This is a genomic window from Nocardia jiangxiensis NBRC 101359, assembly GCF_000308615.1.
In the GTDB taxonomy this organism is placed as follows: domain Bacteria; phylum Actinomycetota; class Actinomycetes; order Mycobacteriales; family Mycobacteriaceae; genus Nocardia; species Nocardia jiangxiensis.
The window spans coordinates 129,736-153,013 of record NZ_BAGB01000047.1; the positions used below are offsets into that span (position 1 = coordinate 129,736).

A 23,278-nucleotide genomic window follows, 5' to 3' on the forward strand; every position below is an offset into this window, starting at 1 on the left:
GGTGCGGCGCTCGCCCCGGTCGCGTGGTAAAGAACCAGCGCCACTGCGATTCAAGTACTAATTCCACTGCGTCAGCCTGGGCCGGCACGATGGTGTGATCCAGTTCGTGCATGCCGACGACACGCTTGCCCGGCTCGTCCTGACCGGCCGGATCGCGGCTCGATTCAAGGAAGCCATTGTGCGTGCTGTCGCACGGACCTCGCGGGGATAACCGGATACTCCACCAGGAGCGTCAACCGATCGGCGGCAACAGGCCCGGCAGAATACCGAGCCTGACCTGGAATGTCTGTGGTCCTTCCCGATACGCCACGCCGCCCGGTCTCCACATCCCCCAGGACCCGATACCCCACTCGAACCCGCGACACCCAGGCATGGGTCAACCGGCAGGGCTGCCGCAACCAATAACCCCGGTGTCCGAGAGTTCGAGTCTCTGGACGCCGGGGCTCTGCCCTCCAGCACTCGCGGCGAGAGTGCCGGATGGCTTACTCGGAAACGAAGTTCGCGAATGGTGTCGAGTACCAGTGTCATCGCGGAGCGCGGCATCCGGGCGACGTGCTGGGTGAACTTCACATCGTCGGGTAACCGCTCGCAGTGGGCCAATCGGCAAACGATCGGCGAAAGGCCTGGTTTCAAACGGCCAGTGGTCGCCATAGCCGATGAGATGAGGCGCGCCAAACCGCGTTGTCCATTCGACGGCAACTCGGAAATGTGCTCGGCGCAACAACGAACTCGCCCAAGCCCGCAACTTCTTGGACGAACTGCTACAGCACGCGCACATGCTGATGCGCCGTCGTGAATCCACGCAATCACCGTCGGGACAACCCGTCCAGCGTCTGGACGCCGATCGAACAGCTCTACACCCGGTTCCCGCTGTCCTCCTACGCTCGGCCTGTGGATAGAGACGCTTCCGAATCGCCGCAGATCCCACTTATCAGCACAGTGGGTTAGGTCTGGTCGTCGGTCCCGGCCACTGGCGCGTACTTCATGACCGACTCGATGCCGTCGAGGGCAGCGCCCCTGCTCTCGTAGGCATGTCCCTGGGCGATGATCTCGCCGTTGCCCGCCTTGAGCCTGAACTGGAATTTGCCGGCGGTGTCCTTGTACAACTCGAACTTGGCAGCCATGCGATTAGCCCGTCTTCCACGTCGAACACGGATAATGCTTCGATCCGAAATCGACTGTAGATCTCCATACTGCGGCCGCGGCCAGGACACGCCATCGGTATCGGCGTGCTGGGCAGCAGCGGTTGTCAGGAGGTCCACAAGTCCGCATCACTCACGTACGCTCAACGATCAAGTCCGCCAGGAGTTTCGGTTCAGCAGGTGACGAGCCGGGGCCTCCCACAAATGCTTATCCCTCTAGCCTCAATCTTTCGCCTGGCTCCTGTGCTGGGTGCGATCTCCGGCGTCGGTGACCATATGGTGAGGCCTGTACCGGTGATCGGCGCCCGCCGCAGATCAGTCCAGACCCGCAGCCACTCGGCCGCCCGCTCGTGCCGGCCGAGCACCGGCCACTTCTCCTCCGGTACCACCTTGCTGCCCAAGGTTTCTCCCTAGTCCGTGGTCGTTCCGCAGGGGACCATCTTCCCTGTGGACAGATTCCACGTAACTAGTAGCTGGGTGGTAGAACGAACGTTCGGCTGGCTGGTCAAACATCGCCGCTGTGTCCGCGACTACGAAACCCGCCCCGACCACCACGAGGCCATGGTCTACCTCGCCGAGATCCACACCCTCACCCGGCGACTGGCCCGCGACAGCGGGCCAGCCATCGGGTGAATGCGTGGATGGCGGCAATGTAAACCGTGGCTTCAGGGTTTGCGCCCCATTCCGCACCAGGCCCAGGCGGGACCCGTATGGGGCTCGACGTCGAACAGCGGAACCTCCGCCAGCTCGGGATGCCATTCCTCCAGCGTCGTGACGCCGGGCGCCAGCAGATGTGTTCCGGCGAAAAACTTTTCGGTCTCCGTGCGGTTACGGGTGATCATGGTTATGCCGCTGCGCTCCGCGGCTTCCGCGGCGCGCTGGGCGCCCCGGGTATTGAAATCCGCGGTGGCGTGACTGACTGCCAGGGAACTCCCCGGCGGGACGGCGTCCAGGAACCGCGCGACAATATCGTGTATCCCGTCGGAGTCGCGGAAGTACATCAGCACCGAGATCAGCATGATCCCGATCGGCCGGTCCATATCCAGAGTCCGCGTGAGTTCGGGATCGCGCAGAATCGACTCGGGCTCACGCAGATCGGCATGGATGAAGGTGGTCCGGCCCTCGGGCGTGCTCTTCATGAGGGCCCGGGCGTGGGCCAGCACGAGCGGATCTTTGTCCACGTACACGATGCGCGCCGCGGGATTCACCTCCTGCGCGACCTGGTGGGTGTTGCGCGCGGTCGGCAGGCCGGTGCCGATATCGAGGAATTGGGTGATGCCCAGGTCGGTGATCGCGTACCGCACGGTGCGGCCCAGGAAAGCGCGGTTCGCCTGCGCCATGCTGCGGATGCCTGGGATGTGCGCGGCGATCTCGTCACCAAGCCTGCGATCGGCCGGATAGTTGTCGACGCCGCCGAGCCAGTAGTCGTAGAAGCGTGCCTCGTGCGGGGTAGTGGTGTCGATCGTGGTCGGTAGTCGTCCACCGGTCTCGTGGCCTTCCGGCATGGTGATCCTCTCCGCGATGGCCGCGGCGTGCGCGCGCTGGCTCGCTTCGTCGGCGGTGACGCACTGAGCCAGCTGTGGTTGTTCATCGTTGCGTCGCTCGTCGGCGGGATTGTGGCAGCCGTCATCATGCTCTTCCTGTACCCACGCAAGACCGACTCGGCCGCACAACCTGCAGGTTGAGCAACGCGCGGCGTGTTCCGTACCCGGACGGCGAACACCGCATCGAACGCAGGGACCGCAGCAAGACCGTCACCCGCCGGATGGGGTGGCTCATCCTCCAGCCCGGCACGCGACTGACGTTGTGCCGCAAAGTCATGGGCCGCCGCAAGTGGGAGCCGCTGGTACGGATCGTCGACGTCGAAGTCACCGCGGTGCGGCGCGAGCGCCTCGACCTCATCACTTCGGAAGAGGTCGCCGCCGAGGGCTTTCCGCAGATGAGCCCGGCCGAGTTCGTCGACTTCTTCTGTCGCTCCCATACCGGCTGCACCCCCGAGTCCACCATCACCCGCATCCAGTGGCGGTACCTCGAAAGTCACGACACCGGAAGAATCTCCGAATGACCGACCAGGCAGCGATTTTCGGTACGGCGCTCGGAACGCATCTGGTCGCGCACCACGTCGCGGACTACTGGCGTTCTGTAGTAACCGCACGGAAAACAACGACAATGGCTTGACCAACAGTGACACTCATATCGCCTGAACAGCAACAGATTTCACGGAATCTGCGACAGAGCCCTCCAGCCCGGCAGGTGACAGGATCAGGGCAGGATCTGCGGAACCAGGTCGGGACGCGCGACGCCCACGCCAGCGCCGATCGCCGCGCCGAGCAGCGTCGGCAGCGGATCGATGAACGATCCGGTGGCCGAACCGATGGCCGCACCGCCAGCGGCGCCGTTGAGGACCGGATCCGGGTATTGGGCGTGCGGGTTGGTGGTAACCGGCTCCAGCGGAACACCCGCCGCAATCGACTGGGTAACAGCCGGCGCCGTGGGCACACTCGCATCGGCGGAGGCTCCGCCGGCGAACACTGCCATCGCGGCAACGGGCAGGGCGCCCACGACGAGCACTCGTGCCGTCTTGACCAGGGCTTGACGAGCCATTTTCTTCCTAACGTTCTCCCCCGGAGGTCCCGGGGATCACTCCTACGTCGGGTGATGGCCACCACGCGCCGACCGGATGAATGGGCGGCATCGCCTGGGCCAACTTCGAGCACCGAGCCAGACACTACTGCGGACCGGGTGAATTCGCGTGGCGTTGCGGGAATTTCGTTCAGTGGGCGGTGCTCAGCGCGGCCCACGCCATACTGACCACTGGCACCGAACACTCCGTTCTCACCGGCCACACCGGCTCGGTTGGGGCGGTGACCTGCACCACCCTCGACGAACACCCGGTCGCCGTCACCGGCAGCCTCGACGACACGGTGCGGGTTTGGGATCTTGATGCACCTCACGGCCGGGTGCCCGCATCCGGTCATGACCATCAGGCGCAGGAGCCTGCGCCGCAATCGACTCGATGCCGGTCCCGGTACAGACGCGGTACAGATTGGGAAGCCGAAGACCAGCGTCTATGAGAGGCGCCCCGGCCACACCGGCTTGATCAGGGCGGTGGCCTGCACGCACCTCGACGGCCACCAGTCGCCATCACAGCGATCGGCCTACCTACGTTAGATCGCGATCTCAGACCGGATGCAAACCTGCGATGACCAGGTGTTTTCAGGTTGCCCATATTTGCGTCCCGCCAGGGACACCGTGAACACAGGAACGGATTCCGGGGCGGGGCAGCGGACTGATTGTGACCGGAACCATAGGTCACTGTGCAACTATCGGCTTCCTGATTCGTACAGGCGAAACCCGTTACGCCCTCAACTGCGGTGACTCACCACAGCCCGCTACTTGCAGAGTGCCTCAGCCAGGATTCTCTTCCGACTCGGGCATCCGATCGATCTCATCGTCCTACGCCTGGGAGGCAGGACTGACCAGAGCAACTTCGCCGGGCAGAGGACGCTCGACACCGCATTCCGGGCACCGCCCGTAGACGCGCACCGCCTTGGTGTAGCAAATCCTGCTGGTCGGCCGGGCGGCGGCGCGCAGGCCGCTCGCGCTCGATCACCCGGGCACGAGCGGATCGGCTCAGCTGCCGATGACGGAGTTCATGATGGTTCCGGCGCTGGTGACGGTGGCGCCGCCGATCATCGCTCCCGCCACCATCTTCGGCGACTCGAGGCTGCCGCCGTTCCACTTCTCCCAGGCGAACCTGCCGCCGCCGTAGGTGACGGCGCTGACGCCGGAGAGCAGAGTGAACCAGGTGAAGTAATGGACCATCTTGAGCAGCTTGTCCGCCACCGGCGGGGTCTCCGGGGTGGGGTTGCCGATCTGGGCAAGCACCGTGGTGTACATCTCATGTGCGGCGAGAACCATGCTCACGTTCGTTGTCCTCTCGGATGCTGAGATGATGCTGGCGTGACCAACCGCCCGGATGGCACTCAGAAGCGGCGGGAGCATGCAGGAAGAACTCGTCGATCACTATCATTCAACCGCGTTTGCCACCCTCCGTGCAGGCCGACACACCAAATCTTTCGCGGCCTTGACGATCACCGAGGGTCCTGGGTCGAGCCGGGGATCGGCGCGCGCCTCAGCTCGGTGCGCAGCATCGCCGGCTGCTCGTCGAATCGCTGCTGCTGCCCGCCGAGTTCGGCCTCCGCGGCGGCGAGAACGAAATCAGCGTACTCATCTCCCATGCCGGTCCCGAACCGGATATGTTGGCACGCTGTATAACCCGACTGTATGGCATCCGGTGGCCGGTGGTGGCGGTCGGTTTCGAGATCGATGAGTCGAAGCATGGGCGCGGAGCTTGTAGCGTTGATGCCATTGCGGCGTTTGTTGATCGCATCGAGCGCGGGCGAGCGCCCCGAGGTATTCGCGGGAGTGAAAACTCATGCCGCGCGGTGCTTTTGGTGAGCTGCCGGTCGTCGAGCTGTCGTGCTCCGCATCATTGAGCCAGATGGCTCCATTGCCGAGCTGTTCTGTGCGGGCTCAGCAGAGCCCAGAGGTCTTGTTGGCGGCGCTCAGTCCCGTGATGCGTGTCGTTGGACGAGTTGGCAGACCGTGCGGGGATCTTCGATCTGCGGGTAGTGCCCGAGCCCCGGCAACCGCGTCAGTTCGGCGTGCGGGCGAAGGGCGAGCACGGCTTCGAGCACGGCGTCGGTACAGATGGGATCCTTTCCGGCCCATCCCAGTTCGAGTCTGCCTGGCCAGGAGCGCAGGGCGTCGTGCCAGCGGCCCGCGGTCGGCGGCGTGACGCGTTCGCGGTTGTAGTGGATGAGCTTGTCCAACATGTGGTGGCCGTCGTACCGGGCCAGCAGCGACCACTGGTCGGCGGCCTCGTCGGCGTCGAGGGGGTGTTCGGCGGAGAAGATGCCCGCGAACTGGCGGGTGAACCCGGACTGTGTGGTCAGCCGTGTGAACAGCGGGCCGATCCGGCTCAGCAGCAGCTTCTGTCCGCGCAGCAGGCTCGCCTGCTCGCGCACCAGGCTGGCGTTGAACAGCAACACCGAGCGCAGCGGGAACGACAGCCGCCCGTCGATGTCGCGCGCGAGGAGTTCGGTCGCGACCGAGCTGCCCATGTCGTGTGCCACCAGGACCACCGGTTCATCCGCGAATCGTCGCGTCAATTCCTCGACGATGTCGGCCTGGGTGGCCAGCGTGTAGAGCTGGTCGCGCGGCTTGTCGGAGAGCCCGAAGCCGAGGAAGTCGAACGCCATCAGCCGGTGCCCGTCGATCAGGTCGAAGGCGTCTCGCCAGTCGTAGGAGCTCGACGGATATCCGTGCAGGAACACCAGCGGAGCCCGATCGGCCGATCCGCCACGCTCGCGCACGAAAATGCTATGGCCCGCAACCTGTTCGACCGTTCCGGCGCGCTGCCAGGCCGTCACCCGCGGGGTGAGCATGTCGGTCACCGTCCCGGGTTTTCGACGAACTGCGCCACCACGGCAGCGAATTCGGGGCCTTTGTCCTCCTGCAGAAAGTGCCCGCCGCCCTCGATGATCGTGTGCGGTCGCCCGGACGCTCCGGGAATCTGCTGACGGAATTGCCGGTCGCCGCCGCGGGTGATCGGGTCACCGTCGGAGAACGCGGTGAGAAACGGTTTGTCGAAGCGGGACAATTCTTCCCACGCCCGGCGGTTGGCCGGGGCCGCGGGGTCGTCCGGCCTGGTCGGGACCAGCAGCGGAAAGGCCCTGGCGCCGGCCTTGTACGTTTCGTCCGGGAACGGCGCGTCGTAGGCCGCGATCACATCCGCGGACAACGCCGTCCGGCAGCCGCCCGCGACGATGCCGCCGACCGGGAAGTCCGCGGACTCCTGCGAGAACTGTTGCCAGGCAAGGAAAGCGTCGGTCAGTTTCGAGGTCCCAGTCGGCAGTCCGGCGTTGGCCACCACCACCCTGGCGAACCGATCCGGGTGCTCGGCGACCAGTCGCAGCCCGATCAGGCCACCCCAGTCCTGGCAGACGAGCGTGATCGACGACAGATCCAGCCGGTCGAAAAGCGCTTCGCGCATCCATTCGACGTGGCGGGCGTAGGTGTAGTCGGCGCGGTCGCCGGGTTTGTCGCTGCGGCCGAAACTCACCAAATCGGGTGCGACACAACGCAGCCCCGCGTCCACGAGCACCGGGATCATGTGCCGGTAGAGGAAGCACCAGGACGGCTCGCCGTGCAGCAACAGCACGACCTCGCCGCCGTCCGGGCCCTCGTCGAGATAGTGCACCCGCAGCCGGGAGTCGTCCCCCTCCACGTCGACATAGCGCGGCCGGAACGGGAAATCGGGCAACTCCGCAAAGCGATCGTCGGGCGTGCGCAGGACCTGCATGAACACCACCGTAAACAATTTATATCGCAGAGTCCTGCAACCCACCGCGAAGGCCGTGGCCGAGCGCGCCGGGGTGGCGACGAGGCCTGCGTTCCACTACTTCGCCGATGTGGAGTCGCTCTACAGCCACGCCGCCGAGACGCAGGCCCGGCGTCATCCCTGGGTGGCTATGGCAACAGCCACTTGAATCCGCGATTGCAGTCGCAGTTTCGTCAGGATGCTCGAGATGTGCGATTGGACGGTGCGGGGCGAGACGAACATTCTGGTGGCGATCTCGGGGTTCGAGAGCCCGTGCGCTATCAATAGGGCAACCTTCTGCTCGGTCGGTGTGAGTGCCTGCAGACCGTTCTTCGGACGGTTGCGGCGACCACGCCGGCCACGGCGGATCCCGAATTCCCGCAGGTGTGCCTCGGCCCGGGCGATATCCCATTCGGCGCCGAACCCGGCGTACAACTCGACGGCGTCGTCCAATGCGGACCGAGCCTGCGCCTCCCGCCCCTCGCCCACGAGCAGGGGCGCTAGCAGTTCGTTCGCCTGTGCCTGATACCAGGGGCGACCGGCCTCCCGGAACGATTCGACGGCCTGGGCGACAAGCGCGGCGTCGCCCTCGGCCAGCCCGTGACACAGCGCCGCCGTGGCGCGCCGGCTGGGTGTGGAATGACGCGCATCCACCAGATCCGCGACGGCAGCGACCTTGCCGGCAATGTCCATCCGCCCGGCCACGAACGCCACTCGCACCAGATCCGGAAATACGTGATACGCCATGGCCGACAGCAGTCCGTCCTCGAACTCCCCGCAGAGGCCCCACAGCGTGTCGAATGCCGCGCTCGAATCACCTTGCGTCTCATATATCAGCGCCTGCACCCACGGGCGCAGGTGCCGATAGCTGGGGCACTCCCGATCATCGGGAGCGGCCAGCGATTCCGGGGCGCCGACGAACGTGCCGCGGTGCACCGCGACGAGAGCCTCCAACCACTTGGCGGGTGCGGCATGGCCGGACACGTCCGGTATCTCCCGGCAGGCGCGCAGTCCGATCAGGGATTCGTCCCAGCGGCCTCGCAGAAAGTGCAATTGCGCCAGTGCCAACCGGTTCAAGCCGAGAAACACTCCAGAGTTGTGCTCGCTGTACCGAATCGCCCGCTCGAGTGTCTTTTCCGCGACCACGTACCGGTCCGACTCGGCCAGACAACGACCGCTCAGCGAATAGGGCTGGATGTGGGACAGTCGCGGGCGCCCACTGGATTCGAAATTCCGCATCAGCCGATCACCGAGTTGCTGCGCCTCATCCAGAAATCCCTGATGGAATCGCAACAAGCCCAGCGCGAACGAACCCAGTCCCCATGCGACCGGATCCTCGCAGGCTGCACCGGTTGAAATCGCCCGTGCCGATGCCTCTTCGACAATATCGAACCGTTCCAGCAGCACACAGCACAGAGCACGAAATCCGTGGAATTGCCCCTCCTGCAGTGCCGTGAGGCCGGGGCGGGCAAGCACCGAGTCGACGACCGCGACGGCGTCGAGTAGGTTTCCGCGAGCAAAGCACGCGTGGGCCAGCAGCCAGCGCAGCGGGTTGCCGACCTCCTGCTGTCGACCGGCCGCGATGGCGCCCTGCGACAACGCCTCCCGCGCCACCGCCTCGGCCCTGGTCGGGTTCCCGCTCCACAACAGCGCCCTGACCTGCCAGAGCCGCAACTCGTCGTAGCACCTCGCATCGAGGCCCGGCGTCTCGAGGCCCCGGGCGAGCAGTCCGGCCGCCAATTCCGGTGCACGACCGGTCAACCTCTCCGCGACATCCACCAGCCACTCCACCACGGTCGCCTCGAGCGGCCCGTCACCCGTCAGCAGGTACATTGCGATGCGCTCTACCGGCGCCTCGATCGACATCAGCACCCGCGCCGCTCGCAACTGCAACGTCACCCGCGTGGCGGGTGGAAGCTGGTCGGCCAGCACCTGACGGATCAGGTCGTGCCGGAAGCTCAGCTCGGCGCCGGAACGAACCAGGATTCCCGAGGCGACCGCCACACTGATCACGTTCCATACGTCGATGAGTGGGGCCTCGAGGACCTCGGACAGCTCGATCGCCTCGACGCCCTGCCCCAATGCGGCTGCCATCGACAGGATCTGCCGCGATCGCGCCGGAAGATGATCCAGCCGCCGGACGATCACATCGGTCAGCGATTCGGGTAGGCGAATATCCTTCGGTCCGTTCACCGCGAAAGTCGTCGTGTCCGAGGTGATTTCCCCGGATTCGATCATCTCCGCCTGCAGCAGTCCCGCCACCAGTTCGGTGATGTACAGCGGATTACCACCCGCCCTGGAGACAGCCGCCGACAGCAGCGGCCCGGCAACGGATCCGAGTGAGAGTTCCACGAGCACGGCAACTTCCGAATCACTCATCGGGCCGAGCCGCACGAGTTCGGCGCCCCCCGACTCGAATTCGGCGAGCAGCACCGACAGGTGGCGCGCACGCGGCAGCGGCCGGACGGCGAGCAGGATCAGCAGCGGCAGCCTCTGGACGAGTTCTCCCAGTCGTTGCAGCGCCAGCAGGCTCGACGAATCCGCCCAGTGCGCGTCGTCCACGATCAGTACGAACGGACCTGCGGCACAGTGATTCTCGGTCTTCACGAGCAGGTCCTCGATGATTCCCATCTCGTGCCGGATCACCATCGCGGTGACGGCACTGCGCCCCTCCGGCATCGGCGGGAACTCCGGTGCGGACGCCGCCGCGTCGATCGCGACCCGCAGTGGCCTCATCGCCGCGAGTGGCACACGCTGCTCGAGCTCTTTCGCCTCACTCCACAGCACCCGCATGCCGCGCGCGGATGCGAGCCGCGCGGCCGCGGTGAGCATCGCGGTCTTGCCGATGCCCGATTCGCCCTCGACCAGGACGATCCCGCCCGCCCCCGCGACCACCCTGTCGATCCGCTGCACCATCCGATCGAGTTCGTCCCGCCGGCCGATCAAGCGGCTGTCCGGACCGTCGAACGGAAGATATTCGAGCGGCTCACCCGCGCCGGACTCCTCCACCAGCGCAGCAGTGGGTTCGATTTCGCTGAGTTCTCGCATTGTTCCTGCCGCCTGGGAAGCCGAGTGGGGCGAGTGATGTCGCACGGGCGAGATCCGTTGCCCCACGGCGTTGGCCAGACTCGCCCTCCTCCCAGGTCGAGTTCGCTGCTCGGCACATCCAGTGAAACCCCCGACCGCGAGAGCGGATGCTCGGCGCGCAACCGACATCGGTTACGCTGCAACAACTTCGCAGAACAGACTGACGTCGTATCGGATCGCTCGACATACACTGATTTACCAGTAGGTCAGATTCTCACCAGTACCCGCCCGCTAGTCAAGAGGCACAGGACAATGACGCCACGCCCCACGTCGTCACACATCCTCGACGTCGCTGAGCGACTCGTGCAGAGTCGCGGGTTCAACGGGTTCAGCTACGCCGACATCGCCGCAACTCTGTCGATCTCCAAACCCGCTCTGCACTACCACTTTCCGAGCAAAGCTGAGCTGGGCCTGGCACTCGTGCAGCGGTACGAGCAACGGTTCTTCGAGGCGCTGTCGGCGGTCGATGATCGGGACGCCCCCGCCCGGCTCGAGCACTATGCGAGCCTGTACGCGGGCGTCCTGCGCGAGGAGCGAATGTGCTTGTGCGGCATGCTCGCCGCGGAACACACGACGCTGTCCGAGCCCATGCAGCAATCGGTGGTCCACTTCTTCGAACGAAACAAGGAGTGGCTCTCCGAGGTACTGACGCAGGGACAGCGGGAACGAACACTCACCTTCGCCGAATCTCCGCGCGAGAAGGCACACATGATCATCAGCTGCCTGGAAGGCTCGATGTTGGTGGCCCGGTTGTACGGCGATCTCGACATGTTCCAGACGACGGCGGCGAGCCTGCTCGCGGGGCTCTCGTCCGGTGTCGGCGAAATCGCCGACACCGCAGGGTGATCCCGCTCTCAGGGGAGCGGCGAACCGGAATCGACTATGGTCGAAACAGCGGACCACACCGCGAATTCCACCCGCAGATGTTCTCCGAACTCCAGACGACCGGCTCATTGCCCTCGGTCAGATCGACCACGCATTGGGCGCCCGCAGATTCGAGCAGCTCGGCATCCCAGCTCTTGTTCCATCCTGCCGATACGAGATGCACGGCGTGGCCACTTTCCTCCAGTCCCTCCGCCAGCTCCCGCAACACCTCGGCGGTGCCGGCGCCCCGCCCTCGGCAGTAGTGCCGATCGCTTCCTCGCGCCAGCGTGCGCCGCGCGAAGCCGTCGATGACCGTGATCGCCGCGTCCGTCCGAACGGCCATGCGGTCCACGACCCTCGCGGCGACATCGGCCAGCGCCGCATCCCCGCGCTCGACACCTACCCGGACCAGCAGGCAGTCGGCGAAACCCGTCGTCGTGCTCACCACCATCGGCTCGAGATCGATCACACCACGGCTCGCGTCCGCCGGCGCGACCGTGTATTCGACTGTGCGACAGCGGCTGCAATTGATGCGCATTCTCGTCCCCTCGTTCCGGAAGCTACCTCGGCGCGCATCCGCACCATCGGATGATGGAGCGCTCGTGCCGGGTAGGCCGTCGACTCAGTGGCGAGATGTCGCAAACGAGTCATATATGAACGATAGGGAGAAAGATCGCCGCTGCATGGTGTCGCTTCCGACAGATTCCGCACTCTTTACGACATGGAAGCTGCGGTACTCGTCGTCGATGGCGTGGCAGATTTCGGATTCGCGGCGGGCGGTCTGGACGGCCCGGCGTTCGTGGGCCCGGTGATCGACGCGGCGGTGACGCCGATCGCCGTCACCCGGTCACCCGACCGCACTGTGGGTCAGCACGAACGCTTGTCAGCCGATCCGAAGTCCGGCCTCATGGAAGCCATCCAGGTGGTTGGTACAGGTCTGCAAGCCATCCAGGCGGTGTGTACTGGTCCTGGGCCGCGAAGCTGCCCGGTGGCGGGATATCGCGCACCAGCCCCTGGATCGTAGTGAATTCCTCAGCGGATTCGTGTTGGTCGGCCTCGCGGTATGTCGTGGCCGCGTGCACCATTGCTTGTGCGGATTCGGTGAGTTCGCCGACGACTGTGGTCAACAGTCGGTCGAGTGTGTCCGCCGCCTCGTTGAACTTCTGCACCGCACTCGGGAACTGGTGATCCACACCGACGATCCGCGCTGCCGAACAGACCCCCGCGGCGTTGCGGTACTGCTCAGCGGCTGCCGGCAGGGTGCGATACCCGGCGTTGTACAGCCGGACGAGGTCGACGACAACCGGGTCGTCGGCGTCATCGAATCCCTGGACGTTCAGTTGAAACGCCGAGGACTGCAGGTGCGGGTCCTGTAGCCGAGCGAACGAGCTGCTGAAAGGCCCGGACTTGTCGAGGTCGGTCTCGAGTCCCCGTCCGATCTTCTGGTCGAACTCGGCGATGTTCCTATCGAGTCCGTCCAACGCCGTCCACGCGTTATGGATGAGCTCCGATGCGACTTGCGGGTTTGTGCCCGAGTCCGCAAGGCCGATGGGTTCCTTCGGGAAAGGAGACTTCGATTCCGTGATTATGCCGAAGGCAGTCCCGGTAGCGCTGAGCAGTATATCGGCGAAGTCAATTTCAGGTTCGAACACTCCGGCGAATACCTGGACCGCGCCGATGAGGATCCCGGCGAATCCGATAGTCGTATTGCCATCTGGTTCGTACGAACCGGGCGGCACCCCAGCGTCACCCCCTCCGCCGAGAAATCGAATCATTTCCTTGCAGATCCACAGGACGGATTCCTTGGCCTGCTCGACCGCATCAGCGAGCGCCTTCGCGCTGATGGCCAATTCTCGAGCGCACAGGCCGTGGACTTGAGCGGTTGGCTGGAACAGATTCAGGAAATTATCGCAGAATGCCTTCGCCCCCTGACCTTGCCACAGCCCATAGTGGATCATTCTCCCCACATCGTTGACATTCGCGACGGCCCGTGCGATACAACAGAACGCGGAAAAACTCACCGGCGACGTCCACTGATCCGAGGAAACAGTGAACTGATCAGCAACCTGAGCCAGATCGGGTCCGTCCAGCGAATAGTACCCGCGGAATCGAGCAATGAGGCATGATAGATCACTATTGAAATCCCTCACCACCTGCTGAGTCTGCTCTGGAGACAACGCGGATGGTTGGGACATATTATACTCGAATGTACTGTCGGCCAGTTGCCCAAGCTTGGTAAGCAGCGGCTCCAGCTCATCGTACAATGACATTACCATCGAACGAGTTCCTCAATATAGAGTTTTAGTTTCTCCCGTGGAGATTAAAAGTCACCCGGGCGCAAGACCCACTGTCTCGGCCCGCCTGACAATGGCGACAACAAGCACTGAAACACACCTCACGCTTCGTCGCCTGCGTAGCCATGCCCGCCCACGTGCCCCCGACCCCATCGACAGATGTGCCGAAATCCTCTCCCTCACATTGCAAATGGTACATCCGCGCGGGCGAATTGCCCAGAGCCCCGAAAATAGGGGCAACGCCGCATCGAAACCGCCCTCGGATTCATAAATATCCGCCGACTGGCGGATATTTCCACTTTCCACACTGCCATATCATGGACGCTTATTCAGCAGCACTTTTGTGGAAGTCCATCGGATCTTGTTTATCGCGGTGTTGAACTCCTTCTGCGAGTCGAGAAGCTTTCCACCGGGCGGCTTGCGGAATGGCGTGATCATGCCGCTTCCGAGATATCCCTTGTCCGCCGGCGACAATCCCGACTCGAGTCCGTCGAGGACTCCGGACCTGGTCAGGCAGAAGCTGTCGTGGTGGTTGCCGTCGATCGGGTCGGAGATCCATACCAGGTTGCCGTGCAGGTCGCACGCGACCTGCACGTTCATGCCCGTGGCTGTTGGGGGCACAGGTCATTTGCAGCTGCAGGCGGTGATGCGGGCCGACCTCGAGCCGTCCCTGCACAGCGATTCGACCGGCATCCACGCCACCGTACGAATGTGCCTGGGTAACAACGTCAGTCAGGTCGCTGTCCTTGTCATCGACGAGGCGCTGGATGCGACCGATACAGGCGAACGCGGTAGGGCGTGCCAGGAGTTTCCTGGACTCCCTGACGTTGAACGTCTACACGCATCCGTGGCCGGATCAGAATGCTCACACGAGGGACGCAATCGAGAGTGTCTTCACCCGCCCCGAGGGGGATACCCCAGTAGGGCACCCCCTCGAAACGGGGCTCTTTCAGATCTGGAAGGGGGCCAAAAGGGGACGGAGGCCGCCTCCTGACCCCGGAACCCCCCTGTCAGGCAAGTTTCAGCGAACGCCCGATGATCTCCTTCATGATCTCGGTCGTGCCGCCGTAGATGGTCTGGACGCGGGCGTCCATGTAGGCCTTGGCGATGGGGTATTCGCGCATGTAGCCGTAGCCGCCGTGGAGTTGCAGGCACTTGGTGATGAGGTCGAGTTCTTCCTCGGTGCTCCACCACTTGGCCATGGCGGCCTCCTCGACGGTGAGTTTGCCGTCGTTGAGGGCCTCGATGCACTTGTCGACCAGGACGCGGACCGCGGTGGTCTTGGTGGCGAGTTCGGCCATGACGAAGCGGGTGTTCTGCTGGGCGCCGATGGGCTTGCCGAAAGCCTTGCGGTCGCGGACGTACTGGATGGTCATGTCCAGGCAGCCCTCCATGGCCGCGGCGGCCATCACGGCGATGGACAGCCGCTCCTGCGGGAGGTTCTGCATGAGGTGGATGAAGCCCATCCCCTCGGTGCCCAGCAGGTTCTTGCCGGGAACCCGGACGTCGGTGAAGCTCAGCTCGGCGGTGTCCTGCGCCTTGAGGCCGATCTTGTCCAGATTGCGACCGCGCTCGAAACCGGGCATACCGCGCTCGACGACCAACAGCGAGAAGCCCATCGACCCCTTCTCCGGATCGGTCTGGGCGACCACGATCACTATGTCGGAGTTGATGCCGTTGGTGATGAATGTCTTGGCGCCGTTGAGGATCCAGTCGTCGCCGTCCTTGACCGCGCGGGTCTTGATCCCCTGCAGATCCGACCCGGTGCCGGGTTCGGTCATGGCGATGGCGGTGATGATCTCACCGGAACAGAAACCGGGCAGCCAGCGCTGCTTCTGCTCCTCGTTCGCCAGTTCCAGCAGATAGGGGGCGATCACGTCGTTGTGCAGCGTGAATCCCAGGCCCGAGTACTGCCCCTTGGCGGTCTCCTCGGTGATGATCGCGTTGTAGCGGAAGTCCTTCACACCGCCGCCGCCGAACTCCTCGGGCACGGCCATGCCCAGGAATCCCTGCTTACCGGCCTCGAGCCAGACCTGCCGGTCGACGACGCCCTCCTGCTCCCACTGCGCATGGTTCGGTGCGACGTACTGCTCGAGAAATTTGCCGTACGACTCCCGGAACAGGTCGTGCTCCGGTTCGAAAAGGGTGCGCTCCACGCCAACCTCCTTGTGACCACATGGGCTACCTCGCCTCTGCCCATACGGTACATGGAAGTCGAATCACCGTTTACTTCGATCCTGGAAAAAGTAGTCCCAACTGCGTGACACGGTGGTCAGGCGACGAGAGCGGCCATCCGAACCGCGGTAAACCTTCCCGTAGCGCGGGCGCTACAGGCCGATCGACCCGCGCACCCGGCCCCACAGGGTCCTGCCGCGGTCACGCTCCCGCTCGGCGAACAGGAAACGCAACTCCTCCTCGAGCGCCTTGCGCACCACCGCCTGCAGATCCTCGGCGGCCTTGTCCAGATCCGGGGCGTCGGCCCACGGGGTGGTCTCGATGGGTGTGCCCGCCGCGTAGTAGAACCGCTCGGGTTTGGGCAGCAGCGTCCGGCCCAGGCCACGAACCAGCGGCGGCGTCAGATTGCCGCGCATGCCCAGCGCCTGCACGAGCATCCGCACCGGGCGCATGGCCAGATCGTCGCCGTCGAAGATGATGTCGTAGACGTCGTCCGCGCCGATCATCGCCAACGGCACGATCGGCGCGCCGGTCTCGATCGCCATCCGCGCGAAACCGGTGCGGCCCTCCCATTTGAGGACGTACTTCTCCCCCTTGCGACGCACGGCCTCGCGCCCGCCGCCCGGGAAGACCAGCACCATCTCCCCCTCTTCGAGCAGCGTGCGGCAATTCTCGCGATTGCCCCGCACGCACCCGATACTTTGCAGCAGATGCCGCACACCCGGCACCGTGATCAGCACGTTCTCGGCGAGACCGCGCAGCAGCCGCCCTCGCGTGCGCGCGAGTTCGGGCCACAGCACCGGGGTATCGATGCCCAGGAAATTGTGGTTGCCCACCAGGAGCACCGGCCCGTCCGCGGGAATGTTGTCCAATCCGTGGAATACCGGACTGGTCCATGCCCGCATCGGCGCCGCGAACGCCTCGAGTCTTCGAATATCGCTCTCGGTCAACGACATTCGTAGCGGCGCGCCATCCGTCAACGTACCGTCGGCGGTAGCCGTCGCTACCGGCTCGATTTCGGACAAGAATCCTCCCTGCAGGCCGTTCGAATGCCGCCATGGTAACGACGCCGGCTGAGAGGATTCTCAGAGCAGACGCTGCCGATCGTGCGCGGCGAATTCGGCCTCGAGCGCGGATCTGCCCGGCTCGGTCAGCGCGGCGTACTCGGGTGCACCGCGCCCGGACCAGCGGTACACCGCCTCGTCGGTACGCCAGCCCTGTTCCTGAAGCTGCCGTTTGAGCACCTTGTTCGAACCGGTCACCGGCAGATTCGCCGAGACCCGCAAGAGGCGCGGGGTCCCCTTGGTCCCGAGATCGTCTTGGGCACAGAGGAATTCGGCGAATTCACGCAGATCGAACAAGGCCGGATCGGCGACCTCGACCGCCGCCATCACCTGATCGCCCGAGCGCGGATCGGGCACGCCGTAGACCGCCGCGGCGATCACCGCGGGATGACGGCGCAGCACCCGTTCGATCATCAGCGCCGAGGTGTTCTCCCCGTCCACCCGAATCCAGTCGCCCTTGCGACCGGCGAAGTACAGGAATCCGCCGGTATCGATGTAACCCAGATCACCGGTCCAGTACCAGCCGTTACGGATGCGTTCGGCGTCGGCGACGTCGTTCTTGTAGTACCCCTCGAAGGACAGCGCACCCGCCTTGTCGACCATCTCGCCGATCGCCTCGTCGGGATTGCGGACCCGGCCGTATTCGTCCAGTTCGGCGCGGAGGCATTCGGTCAGCGTGTCCGGGTGGACGACCGCGACCCCGGCATGTGCGGGACGGCCCAGGGCACCGGGCGGCGAGTGCGGATCCAGCGCGACCATGCCGGAACCTTCGCTCGAGCCGTAGCCCTCGAACAGTTCCGCGCCGAAGCGGCGGCGGAATTCGGCCTGGTCCGCCGTCGACGCCTCGGTGCCGAACCCACGGGTCAGGCGGTTGTCGGCATCGTCGGGCGTCTCGGGCGTGGCCATCAGGTAGCCCAGTGCCTTGCCCACATAGGTGAAGAAGGTCGCGCCGTAGTACCGGATATCCGGAAGGAATTGGGACGCAGAGAATTTCGGCGTCAGACAGACCGTCGCCCCGACCGCCAGGGCCGGGGACCACAGCGCCATGATGGCGTTGCCGTGGAACAGCGGCATACAGCAGTACTCGACGTCCTCGCGGATATGCCCGAATTTCTCGACCGCCGCGTACGCCACCCGGGTCAGGCGGCCCTGGGAGCATTTGACCGCCTTGGACATCCCGGTGGTTCCGGAGGTGAACAGCAACAGCAGCAGCGAGTCCGGTCCCCCGACGGCCTCCGGTTCGCACCGATGCTCCCGCACCGCGCGCCCGTACTCCGGATCGTCGACCAGCAGAAACCGGTCCAGCGACAGTCCGGTATCCAGATCCCGCAGCCGTGCCAGCCCGGCGGAATCGGTGACGATGAGCTGGCAGTCGGTGTACCGGATGTCCGCGCCGAGCTGTTCGGTGCCGCGGGTGGGATTGATGCCGACCACGGTCGCGCCCGCCAATGCCGCCGCGCCGAGCCAGAACACGAAATCCGGCACGTTCTCCAGCAGCACGCCGATGTGGAAAGGGCCGTCGCGGCGCAGGTCCCGGGCCAGCGCCGCGCGCGCCGCCGATTCCAGCACCACCTCGTCCCAGGTCCAGGTGGCGGTGCGGGACAGCAGGCCGGGCCGGTCGTCGCCCAGCCGATCCAGCAGCATCGTCGCGATATCGGTGCGCAGGTGGTCGGTCATCTCGACCTCGCTTTCCCTCAGCCGTTCTCCGGTCGGTTACGAATCCGCGTGCACGAGTTCGATATACGTCTGCGGCAATTCCTCCCGCGACAGCTTGCGGATCTCGGCCGGACCCGAATGATAGGAATCCTCACCGATGATCGCCCCGTGCTCGTCGATCGGCCACAGCAGCAGCTGCCGGAACACGATCAGATAGTCCGCGGCCGGGTCGTCCACCGGGAAGCCCAGCTGTGCGGCGTACGCGCCCGGATAGATCTGTCGCAGGAAACCCTCGGTGACCACGCAGTGGTCGTCGACCACCAGCCGATCGATCTCGAATTCCAGTATGTTGGAACGACTTTCGACGAACGCCTGATAGTAGTCCCGGACCCCGGCATACGTCTTCGGGCCGACGTCCCGGCCGTCGTTCCAGAAGTGATAGTCCGGCTCGGGCGTCAGCGTGCGCATGAGTCCGTCCAGATCGGGCACGGCCTCGGCCTTCATATGCTCGATGACGATGCGCAGCACGCGACGATGCCGTTCGTCGGTGGTCTCGGCCAGCCGCTTCTCCAGCGGGGCCCAGGTGCGGTCCGGATCGATGACAGCCATTGTGCGACACTCCTTTTCGGGTCATCGGGTGTGCTCGGAGATCATCGCCGATCACCCGCGCCCGGATCATCCGCCGCACGTCGGCGGAATGCGTCGCCGGACCCGACACGCGTCGGGTCACCGCACGCCAGCTCGGCCGAGGACAGTGCGAGGCGGCGCACGGTCAGCACCAGCGTCGCGCAGAACCGATCCAGCGCCTGGTCCACATTCCAGCCCATGACCGATTCGACGTGCGCGATCCGCGCGGCGACCGTGCTGTGATGCAGATGAAGTTCCGCGGCCGTGCGGCGCAGCGAACCGAAGACGCAGAACGCCTCGAGCGTGTCGACGGCCAACGCACCCGCCTCGGTCTCGGCGAATCCGTTGATACGCACCATATCTGCCGTTCCCAGCAGGCGCTGCACCGGCAGATCGGCCAGCAACTCCAGCGACCCCAGTCGCTCGAAGGCGACCACCCGGCGGCCCTGCCACGTCGAGGAGGCGAAGCGCAGCGCCCGCCGCGCCTGCTCCCAGGACGACGCCGCCGCGAGCGGCGCCACTCGTTCCCCGATGCCGACCCGCGGCCCGGCCGCCCCCGATCGGAAGGACGGAAACGACTGCACCACAGCCGAATTCAGATCATCCGAGATCTGCCGAATCGGACCGGAATCGAGCACCAGCACCGCGGTCGTCGCACCGATGACGGCGGATCTGACCACCGACATCCGTTCGGCGATGATCCGCACCGCATCCTGGGTAGCCGGACCCGTCACCGCGAACACCCGCACCGCGCGTTCGGGATCGATACCCAGCAGCCGCAGGGCCCGCACCCGATCCTCGCGCCGCTCCTTCTCGGACAGCACGACCTCGAGCAGGGCCGGATCGTCCAGATGCAGCGGGCCCGACAGCGACAACCGCACGGCCACCATCAGCAGGCAGTGCCGCAACCGATCCAGCAGCACCGGATGCAGCGGGTGCACGGAACCCACCGGTTCGAGCCACACCGCCGGATCCGCGCCGAAGGCATCCGGCGGGGAGGCACCCGGCACGAGCCGCCCGGACGCGTCGTACCGGATCGTCGTCCCGGACGACCACACCGCACCGACCGGGCATTCCGCCAGCAACGCCGCGGCCCGGACCACGGTGTCGGCGTTGGCGGCGGATTCGTCGAAACGGTCGAAATACCCGACGACGCGCAGCACCGCGGAAGGATCCGCGCCCAACGCCGACAGCCGCGGAACCTCACCACCCGGCACAGACACCTCGCACCAGCACTCTCCACTTCGGCCGATATCAGACCAGCGTGGCAAGACCGATGCGGGTTCCGCCAGAAGTCACCGACTCAGTGGGACTCGGCCTTGTGCGATCAGTCCTGGGAGACCAAACCCTCGGATTCGGCGGATCCCGCGTGAGCGTATTCGGCCAGCGACGCGGCCAGCGAACGCGGAACGCGCGCGCAGACCCGGGTGCCGGACTCCTGATGGTCGGAGCTGATGATGCTGCCGTCCGCGTGGATCCGGGACAGCAGATCGCCGCGGCTGTACGGCAGCAGCACGCTGACCTCGACATCCAGGCCGCCGAGAATATCGGCCAGGCGGTCGCGGAGGTCCTCGATGCCCTGTCCGCTGCGCGCCGAGACGAACACCGCGTCCGGGAGCAGCCCGCGCAACTGGGTCAGCTCCATCGGGTCCAGGGCGTCGATCTTGTTGACCACCAACAACTCCGGCGGAGCCGGGATCCCGGTCTCGCGCAGCACGTCGACGACGACCGCGCGCACCGCCTTGATCTGCTCGCCGGGCAGCGGATCGGAGCCGTCCACGACGTGCAGCAGCAGATCCGCGCCGGTGACCTCCTCGAGCGTCGAGCGGAACGCTTCCACCAACTGCGTCGGCAGATGCCGGACGAAGCCGACGGTGTCGGTGAACACGACCTCGCGACCGTCCTCGAGGGCGGCGCGACGCGTGGTCGGATCCAGGGTGGCGAACAGCGCGTCCTGCACCAGGATGCCCGCACCGGTCAGCGAGTTCATCAGACTCGATTTACCCGCGTTGGTGTAGCCGACGATCGCCACCGACGGAATGCCGCTGGAGGTGCGTCGCGACCGCTTGGTGTCGCGGGCGGTCTTCATCTCCCGGATCTCGCGGCGCAATTTCGCCATGCGCTCGCGGATCCGACGACGATCGGTCTCGATCTTGGTCTCACCGGGACCACGGGTACCCACACCGCCGCCCGCACCGCCCGCGCGTCCACCGGCCTGCCGGGACATCGACTCACCCCAGCCGCGCAACCGCGGCAGCATGTACTCCATCTGCGCCAGCGAGACCTGCGCCTTACCCTCTCGGGAGGTCGCGTGCTGGGCGAAGATGTCCAGAATCAGCGCGGTCCGGTCGATCACCTTGACCTTGACGACCTTCTCCAGCGCGGTCAGCTGCGCGGGAGTCAGCTCGCCGTCACAGACCACGGTGTCCGCACCGGTGTCGAGTACCACCGCGCGCAGCTCGTCGGCCTTGCCGGAGCCGATGTAGGTGGCCGGATCGGGTTTGTCGCGGCGCTGGATCAGCGCGTCGAGCACCTGCGAGCCCGCGGTCTCGGCGAGTGCGGCCAGTTCGGCCATGCTCGCATCAGCCTGCGTCGCGGTGCCCTCGGTCCACACTCCGACCAGCACGACCCGTTCCAGGCGCAGCTTCCGGTATTCGACCTCGGTGACGTCGGTGAGCTCGGTGGACAGACCCGCGACGCGTCGTAGCGAGCTGCGCTCCTCGAGCTGCAGTTCGCCGACGGTCGGTTCGGGAGCCCAGCCGCCGCCCGCACGATCCTCGTCCGGGTCGGTCGTATCCTCCGGGGCCAACTCGTCGACCGGAGTGAACTCATACGTTTCGGATTTCCTCATATACCTCCATGCTCCCACGACAGAACACGAAGATGCACTCGAGTTATTTCCGGCACGGCCTGCACGTCCGGGTGGTGCGGTCGTCCGCGACCGATACGAGGATCAGATCTCGTCCCACCACTGCCCGGCGATGCGGCCGGAGGCGACCAGTTCGGACGGCCCGCGCAGGCGCGCGCTGCCGTGATCGATCGTGACGGTGACCGCTCCCCCGGGCACCCGCACGACCACCTCACCGGAGTCGTGCTCGATCACGACGCCCTCGCGCACCAGTGCCGCGGCCGCCGCGGCCACGGTTCCCGTTCCGCAGGAACGCGTTTCGCCGACGCCGCGTTCGTACACGCGCATGTCGACCCCGCGCACAGTGGAGCCGGAATCACCCAGTGCGGTGAGGATTTCGACGTTCACACCGTGCGGGAACATCTCGGGTGCGTAGCCGGGGGCCACGGTCAGATCGAGTTTCGTCAGGGCCTCGGCGGTCAGTTGCGGATCCACGCAGGCCAGGTGCGGATTGCCGACGTCGATGCCGATGCCCGGCAGCGCCCGACCACCGAGCGTCGCGAAGGATTCGCCCAGTTGCCGCACCGTGCCCATCTCCACGGTGACCTCACCGTGCACCCGATCCGCGGCGTGCACGACCACCGGCCGTGCCCCCGCACGTGTCCCGACCACGAACGATCCGCTGGTCTCCGCGCCGATCACCGCCAGATGATGGGCGAACACCCGCACCCCGTTACCGCACATCTCCGCGATCGAACCGTCGGCGTTGCGGTAGTCCATGAACCAGTCGTCCGGACCGATCCCCTCGGGCAGCGCGTCCAGCACACCGGCTTCGACCAGGGGTTCACCCCACGCCACCCGCAACACACCGTCAGCGCCCAGGCCGCGCTGCCGATCGCACAGCGCCGCCACCCGGCTCACCGTGAGATCCAGCTCGGCCTCCGGGTCGAACAGGATCACGAAATCGTTCTGCGTGCCGTGGCCTTTGGTGAATTCGATATCGGACACTCCCGCATTCTCCCTGTTCCGCACCACACCACTCGTCACCGGGGTCCGCCCGGATCTCCGCATCTCGTCCAACACCATGTCCGAAGCGGGGATTCCGTCAAGGGGCATTCCCGAAAAACCTCACCCGC

Annotated in this window: 23 protein-coding genes; 5 read left to right on the forward strand and 18 right to left on the reverse strand. The window is 65.5% G+C overall.

Annotation, left to right across the window (positions count from 1 at the left end):
• Positions 1–944: 944 nt before the first annotated feature.
• On the reverse strand, positions 945–1,124 hold the full coding sequence (locus ON40_RS21020) for a YegP family protein (RefSeq protein WP_040825347.1): 180 nt from the start codon (positions 1,122–1,124) through the stop codon (positions 945–947).
• Positions 1,125–1,619: 495 nt separating this feature from the next.
• Between ON40_RS21020 and ON40_RS21025 the strand changes: the two genes are divergently transcribed.
• Positions 1,620–1,775 carry a hypothetical protein gene (locus ON40_RS21025; protein ID WP_373281949.1) on the forward strand — a complete coding sequence of 52 codons (156 nt, stop codon included), beginning with the start codon at positions 1,620–1,622 and terminating at the stop codon, positions 1,773–1,775.
• A 32-nt stretch (positions 1,776–1,807) separates the two neighbouring features.
• On the opposite strand, the gene ON40_RS21030 is transcribed toward ON40_RS21025, so the two are convergent.
• The gene (locus ON40_RS21030; protein WP_040825910.1) at positions 1,808–2,647 is read right to left on the reverse strand and encodes an SAM-dependent methyltransferase; all 840 of its coding nucleotides are present in this window, start codon (positions 2,645–2,647) and stop codon (positions 1,808–1,810) included.
• 27 nt (positions 2,648–2,674) lie between these two features.
• Here ON40_RS21030 and ON40_RS51955 point away from each other — a divergent pair, with 27 nt between their 5' ends.
• Positions 2,675–2,827 carry a hypothetical protein gene (locus tag ON40_RS51955; protein WP_218008828.1) on the forward strand — a complete coding sequence of 51 codons (153 nt, stop codon included), beginning with the start codon at positions 2,675–2,677 and terminating at the stop codon, positions 2,825–2,827.
• Positions 2,824–3,207 carry an ASCH domain-containing protein gene (locus ON40_RS54715; RefSeq protein ID WP_245567916.1) on the forward strand — a complete coding sequence of 128 codons (384 nt, stop codon included), beginning with the start codon at positions 2,824–2,826 and terminating at the stop codon, positions 3,205–3,207. The genes ON40_RS51955 and ON40_RS54715 overlap by 4 nt, the downstream gene beginning before the upstream one ends.
• A 197-nt stretch (positions 3,208–3,404) precedes the next feature.
• On the opposite strand, the gene ON40_RS21040 is transcribed toward ON40_RS54715, so the two are convergent.
• The 5 genes from ON40_RS21040 to ON40_RS21065 form a co-directional block, all read right to left on the reverse strand.
• Positions 3,405–3,746 (reverse strand): hypothetical protein, encoded by a 342-nt coding sequence (locus tag ON40_RS21040; RefSeq protein ID WP_040825350.1) that lies wholly within the window; start codon positions 3,744–3,746, stop codon positions 3,405–3,407.
• Between the two features lie 1,029 nt (positions 3,747–4,775).
• Positions 4,776–5,063 (reverse strand): hypothetical protein, encoded by a 288-nt coding sequence (locus ON40_RS21050; RefSeq protein ID WP_040825353.1) that lies wholly within the window; start codon positions 5,061–5,063, stop codon positions 4,776–4,778.
• Positions 5,064–5,236: 173 nt separating this feature from the next.
• A complete protein-coding gene (locus ON40_RS51960) occupies positions 5,237–5,383 on the reverse strand; it encodes a hypothetical protein (RefSeq protein ID WP_157186357.1) in 147 nt (48 codons plus the stop codon).
• 327 nt (positions 5,384–5,710) lie between these two features.
• Positions 5,711–6,592 carry an alpha/beta fold hydrolase gene (locus tag ON40_RS21060; protein WP_051193425.1) on the reverse strand — a complete coding sequence of 294 codons (882 nt, stop codon included), beginning with the start codon at positions 6,590–6,592 and terminating at the stop codon, positions 5,711–5,713.
• A 5-nt stretch (positions 6,593–6,597) separates the two neighbouring features.
• A complete protein-coding gene (locus ON40_RS21065) occupies positions 6,598–7,509 on the reverse strand; it encodes a haloalkane dehalogenase (protein WP_040825915.1) in 912 nt (303 codons plus the stop codon).
• Between ON40_RS21065 and ON40_RS51965 the strand changes: the two genes are divergently transcribed.
• On the forward strand, positions 7,508–7,696 hold the full coding sequence (locus ON40_RS51965; RefSeq protein ID WP_157186358.1) for a hypothetical protein: 189 nt from the start codon (positions 7,508–7,510) through the stop codon (positions 7,694–7,696). The genes ON40_RS21065 and ON40_RS51965 overlap by 2 nt on opposite strands.
• On the opposite strand, the gene ON40_RS21070 is transcribed toward ON40_RS51965, so the two are convergent.
• On the reverse strand, positions 7,663–10,575 hold the full coding sequence (locus tag ON40_RS21070; RefSeq protein WP_040825356.1) for a helix-turn-helix transcriptional regulator: 2,913 nt from the start codon (positions 10,573–10,575) through the stop codon (positions 7,663–7,665). The genes ON40_RS51965 and ON40_RS21070 overlap by 34 nt on opposite strands.
• A 291-nt stretch (positions 10,576–10,866) precedes the next feature.
• On the opposite strand from ON40_RS21070, the gene ON40_RS21075 reads away from it, so the two are divergent.
• Positions 10,867–11,460, forward strand: a complete 594-nt coding sequence (locus tag ON40_RS21075; RefSeq protein WP_063713057.1) for a TetR/AcrR family transcriptional regulator — start codon at positions 10,867–10,869, stop codon at positions 11,458–11,460.
• A gap of 34 nt (positions 11,461–11,494) precedes the next feature.
• Here the strand turns inward: ON40_RS21075 and ON40_RS21080 are convergent, their stop codons facing one another.
• From ON40_RS21080 to dapF, 10 genes are all read right to left on the reverse strand, one after another.
• On the reverse strand, positions 11,495–11,947 hold the full coding sequence (locus ON40_RS21080) for a hypothetical protein (protein WP_157186359.1): 453 nt from the start codon (positions 11,945–11,947) through the stop codon (positions 11,495–11,497).
• A 436-nt stretch (positions 11,948–12,383) separates the two neighbouring features.
• A complete protein-coding gene (locus ON40_RS21085) occupies positions 12,384–13,754 on the reverse strand; it encodes a hypothetical protein (protein ID WP_157186360.1) in 1,371 nt (456 codons plus the stop codon).
• 333 nt (positions 13,755–14,087) lie between these two features.
• Positions 14,088–14,372, reverse strand: coding sequence for a transposase family protein (locus tag ON40_RS21090; RefSeq protein WP_051193369.1), 285 nt, complete (start codon positions 14,370–14,372; stop codon positions 14,088–14,090).
• 410 nt (positions 14,373–14,782) lie between these two features.
• A complete protein-coding gene (locus tag ON40_RS21095) occupies positions 14,783–15,928 on the reverse strand; it encodes an acyl-CoA dehydrogenase family protein (RefSeq protein WP_040825361.1) in 1,146 nt (381 codons plus the stop codon).
• Positions 15,929–16,099: 171 nt separating this feature from the next.
• Positions 16,100–16,972: a lysophospholipid acyltransferase family protein gene (locus ON40_RS21100; RefSeq protein WP_245567917.1), complete on the reverse strand. Its 873-nt coding sequence runs from the start codon at positions 16,970–16,972 to the stop codon at positions 16,100–16,102.
• 60 nt (positions 16,973–17,032) lie between these two features.
• The gene (gene casI, locus ON40_RS21105) at positions 17,033–18,688 is read right to left on the reverse strand and encodes a steroid-22-oyl-CoA synthetase (protein ID WP_040825363.1); all 1,656 of its coding nucleotides are present in this window, start codon (positions 18,686–18,688) and stop codon (positions 17,033–17,035) included.
• Between the two features lie 36 nt (positions 18,689–18,724).
• Positions 18,725–19,276 carry a hypothetical protein gene (locus ON40_RS21110; protein ID WP_040825364.1) on the reverse strand — a complete coding sequence of 184 codons (552 nt, stop codon included), beginning with the start codon at positions 19,274–19,276 and terminating at the stop codon, positions 18,725–18,727.
• A 41-nt stretch (positions 19,277–19,317) separates the two neighbouring features.
• A complete protein-coding gene (locus tag ON40_RS21115) occupies positions 19,318–20,517 on the reverse strand; it encodes a PucR family transcriptional regulator (RefSeq protein WP_373281951.1) in 1,200 nt (399 codons plus the stop codon).
• 104 nt (positions 20,518–20,621) lie between these two features.
• A complete protein-coding gene (gene hflX, locus ON40_RS21120) occupies positions 20,622–22,145 on the reverse strand; it encodes a GTPase HflX (protein ID WP_040825366.1) in 1,524 nt (507 codons plus the stop codon).
• Positions 22,146–22,247: 102 nt separating this feature from the next.
• A complete protein-coding gene (dapF, locus tag ON40_RS21125) occupies positions 22,248–23,141 on the reverse strand; it encodes a diaminopimelate epimerase (protein WP_040825929.1) in 894 nt (297 codons plus the stop codon).
• Positions 23,142–23,278 lie beyond the last annotated feature (137 nt).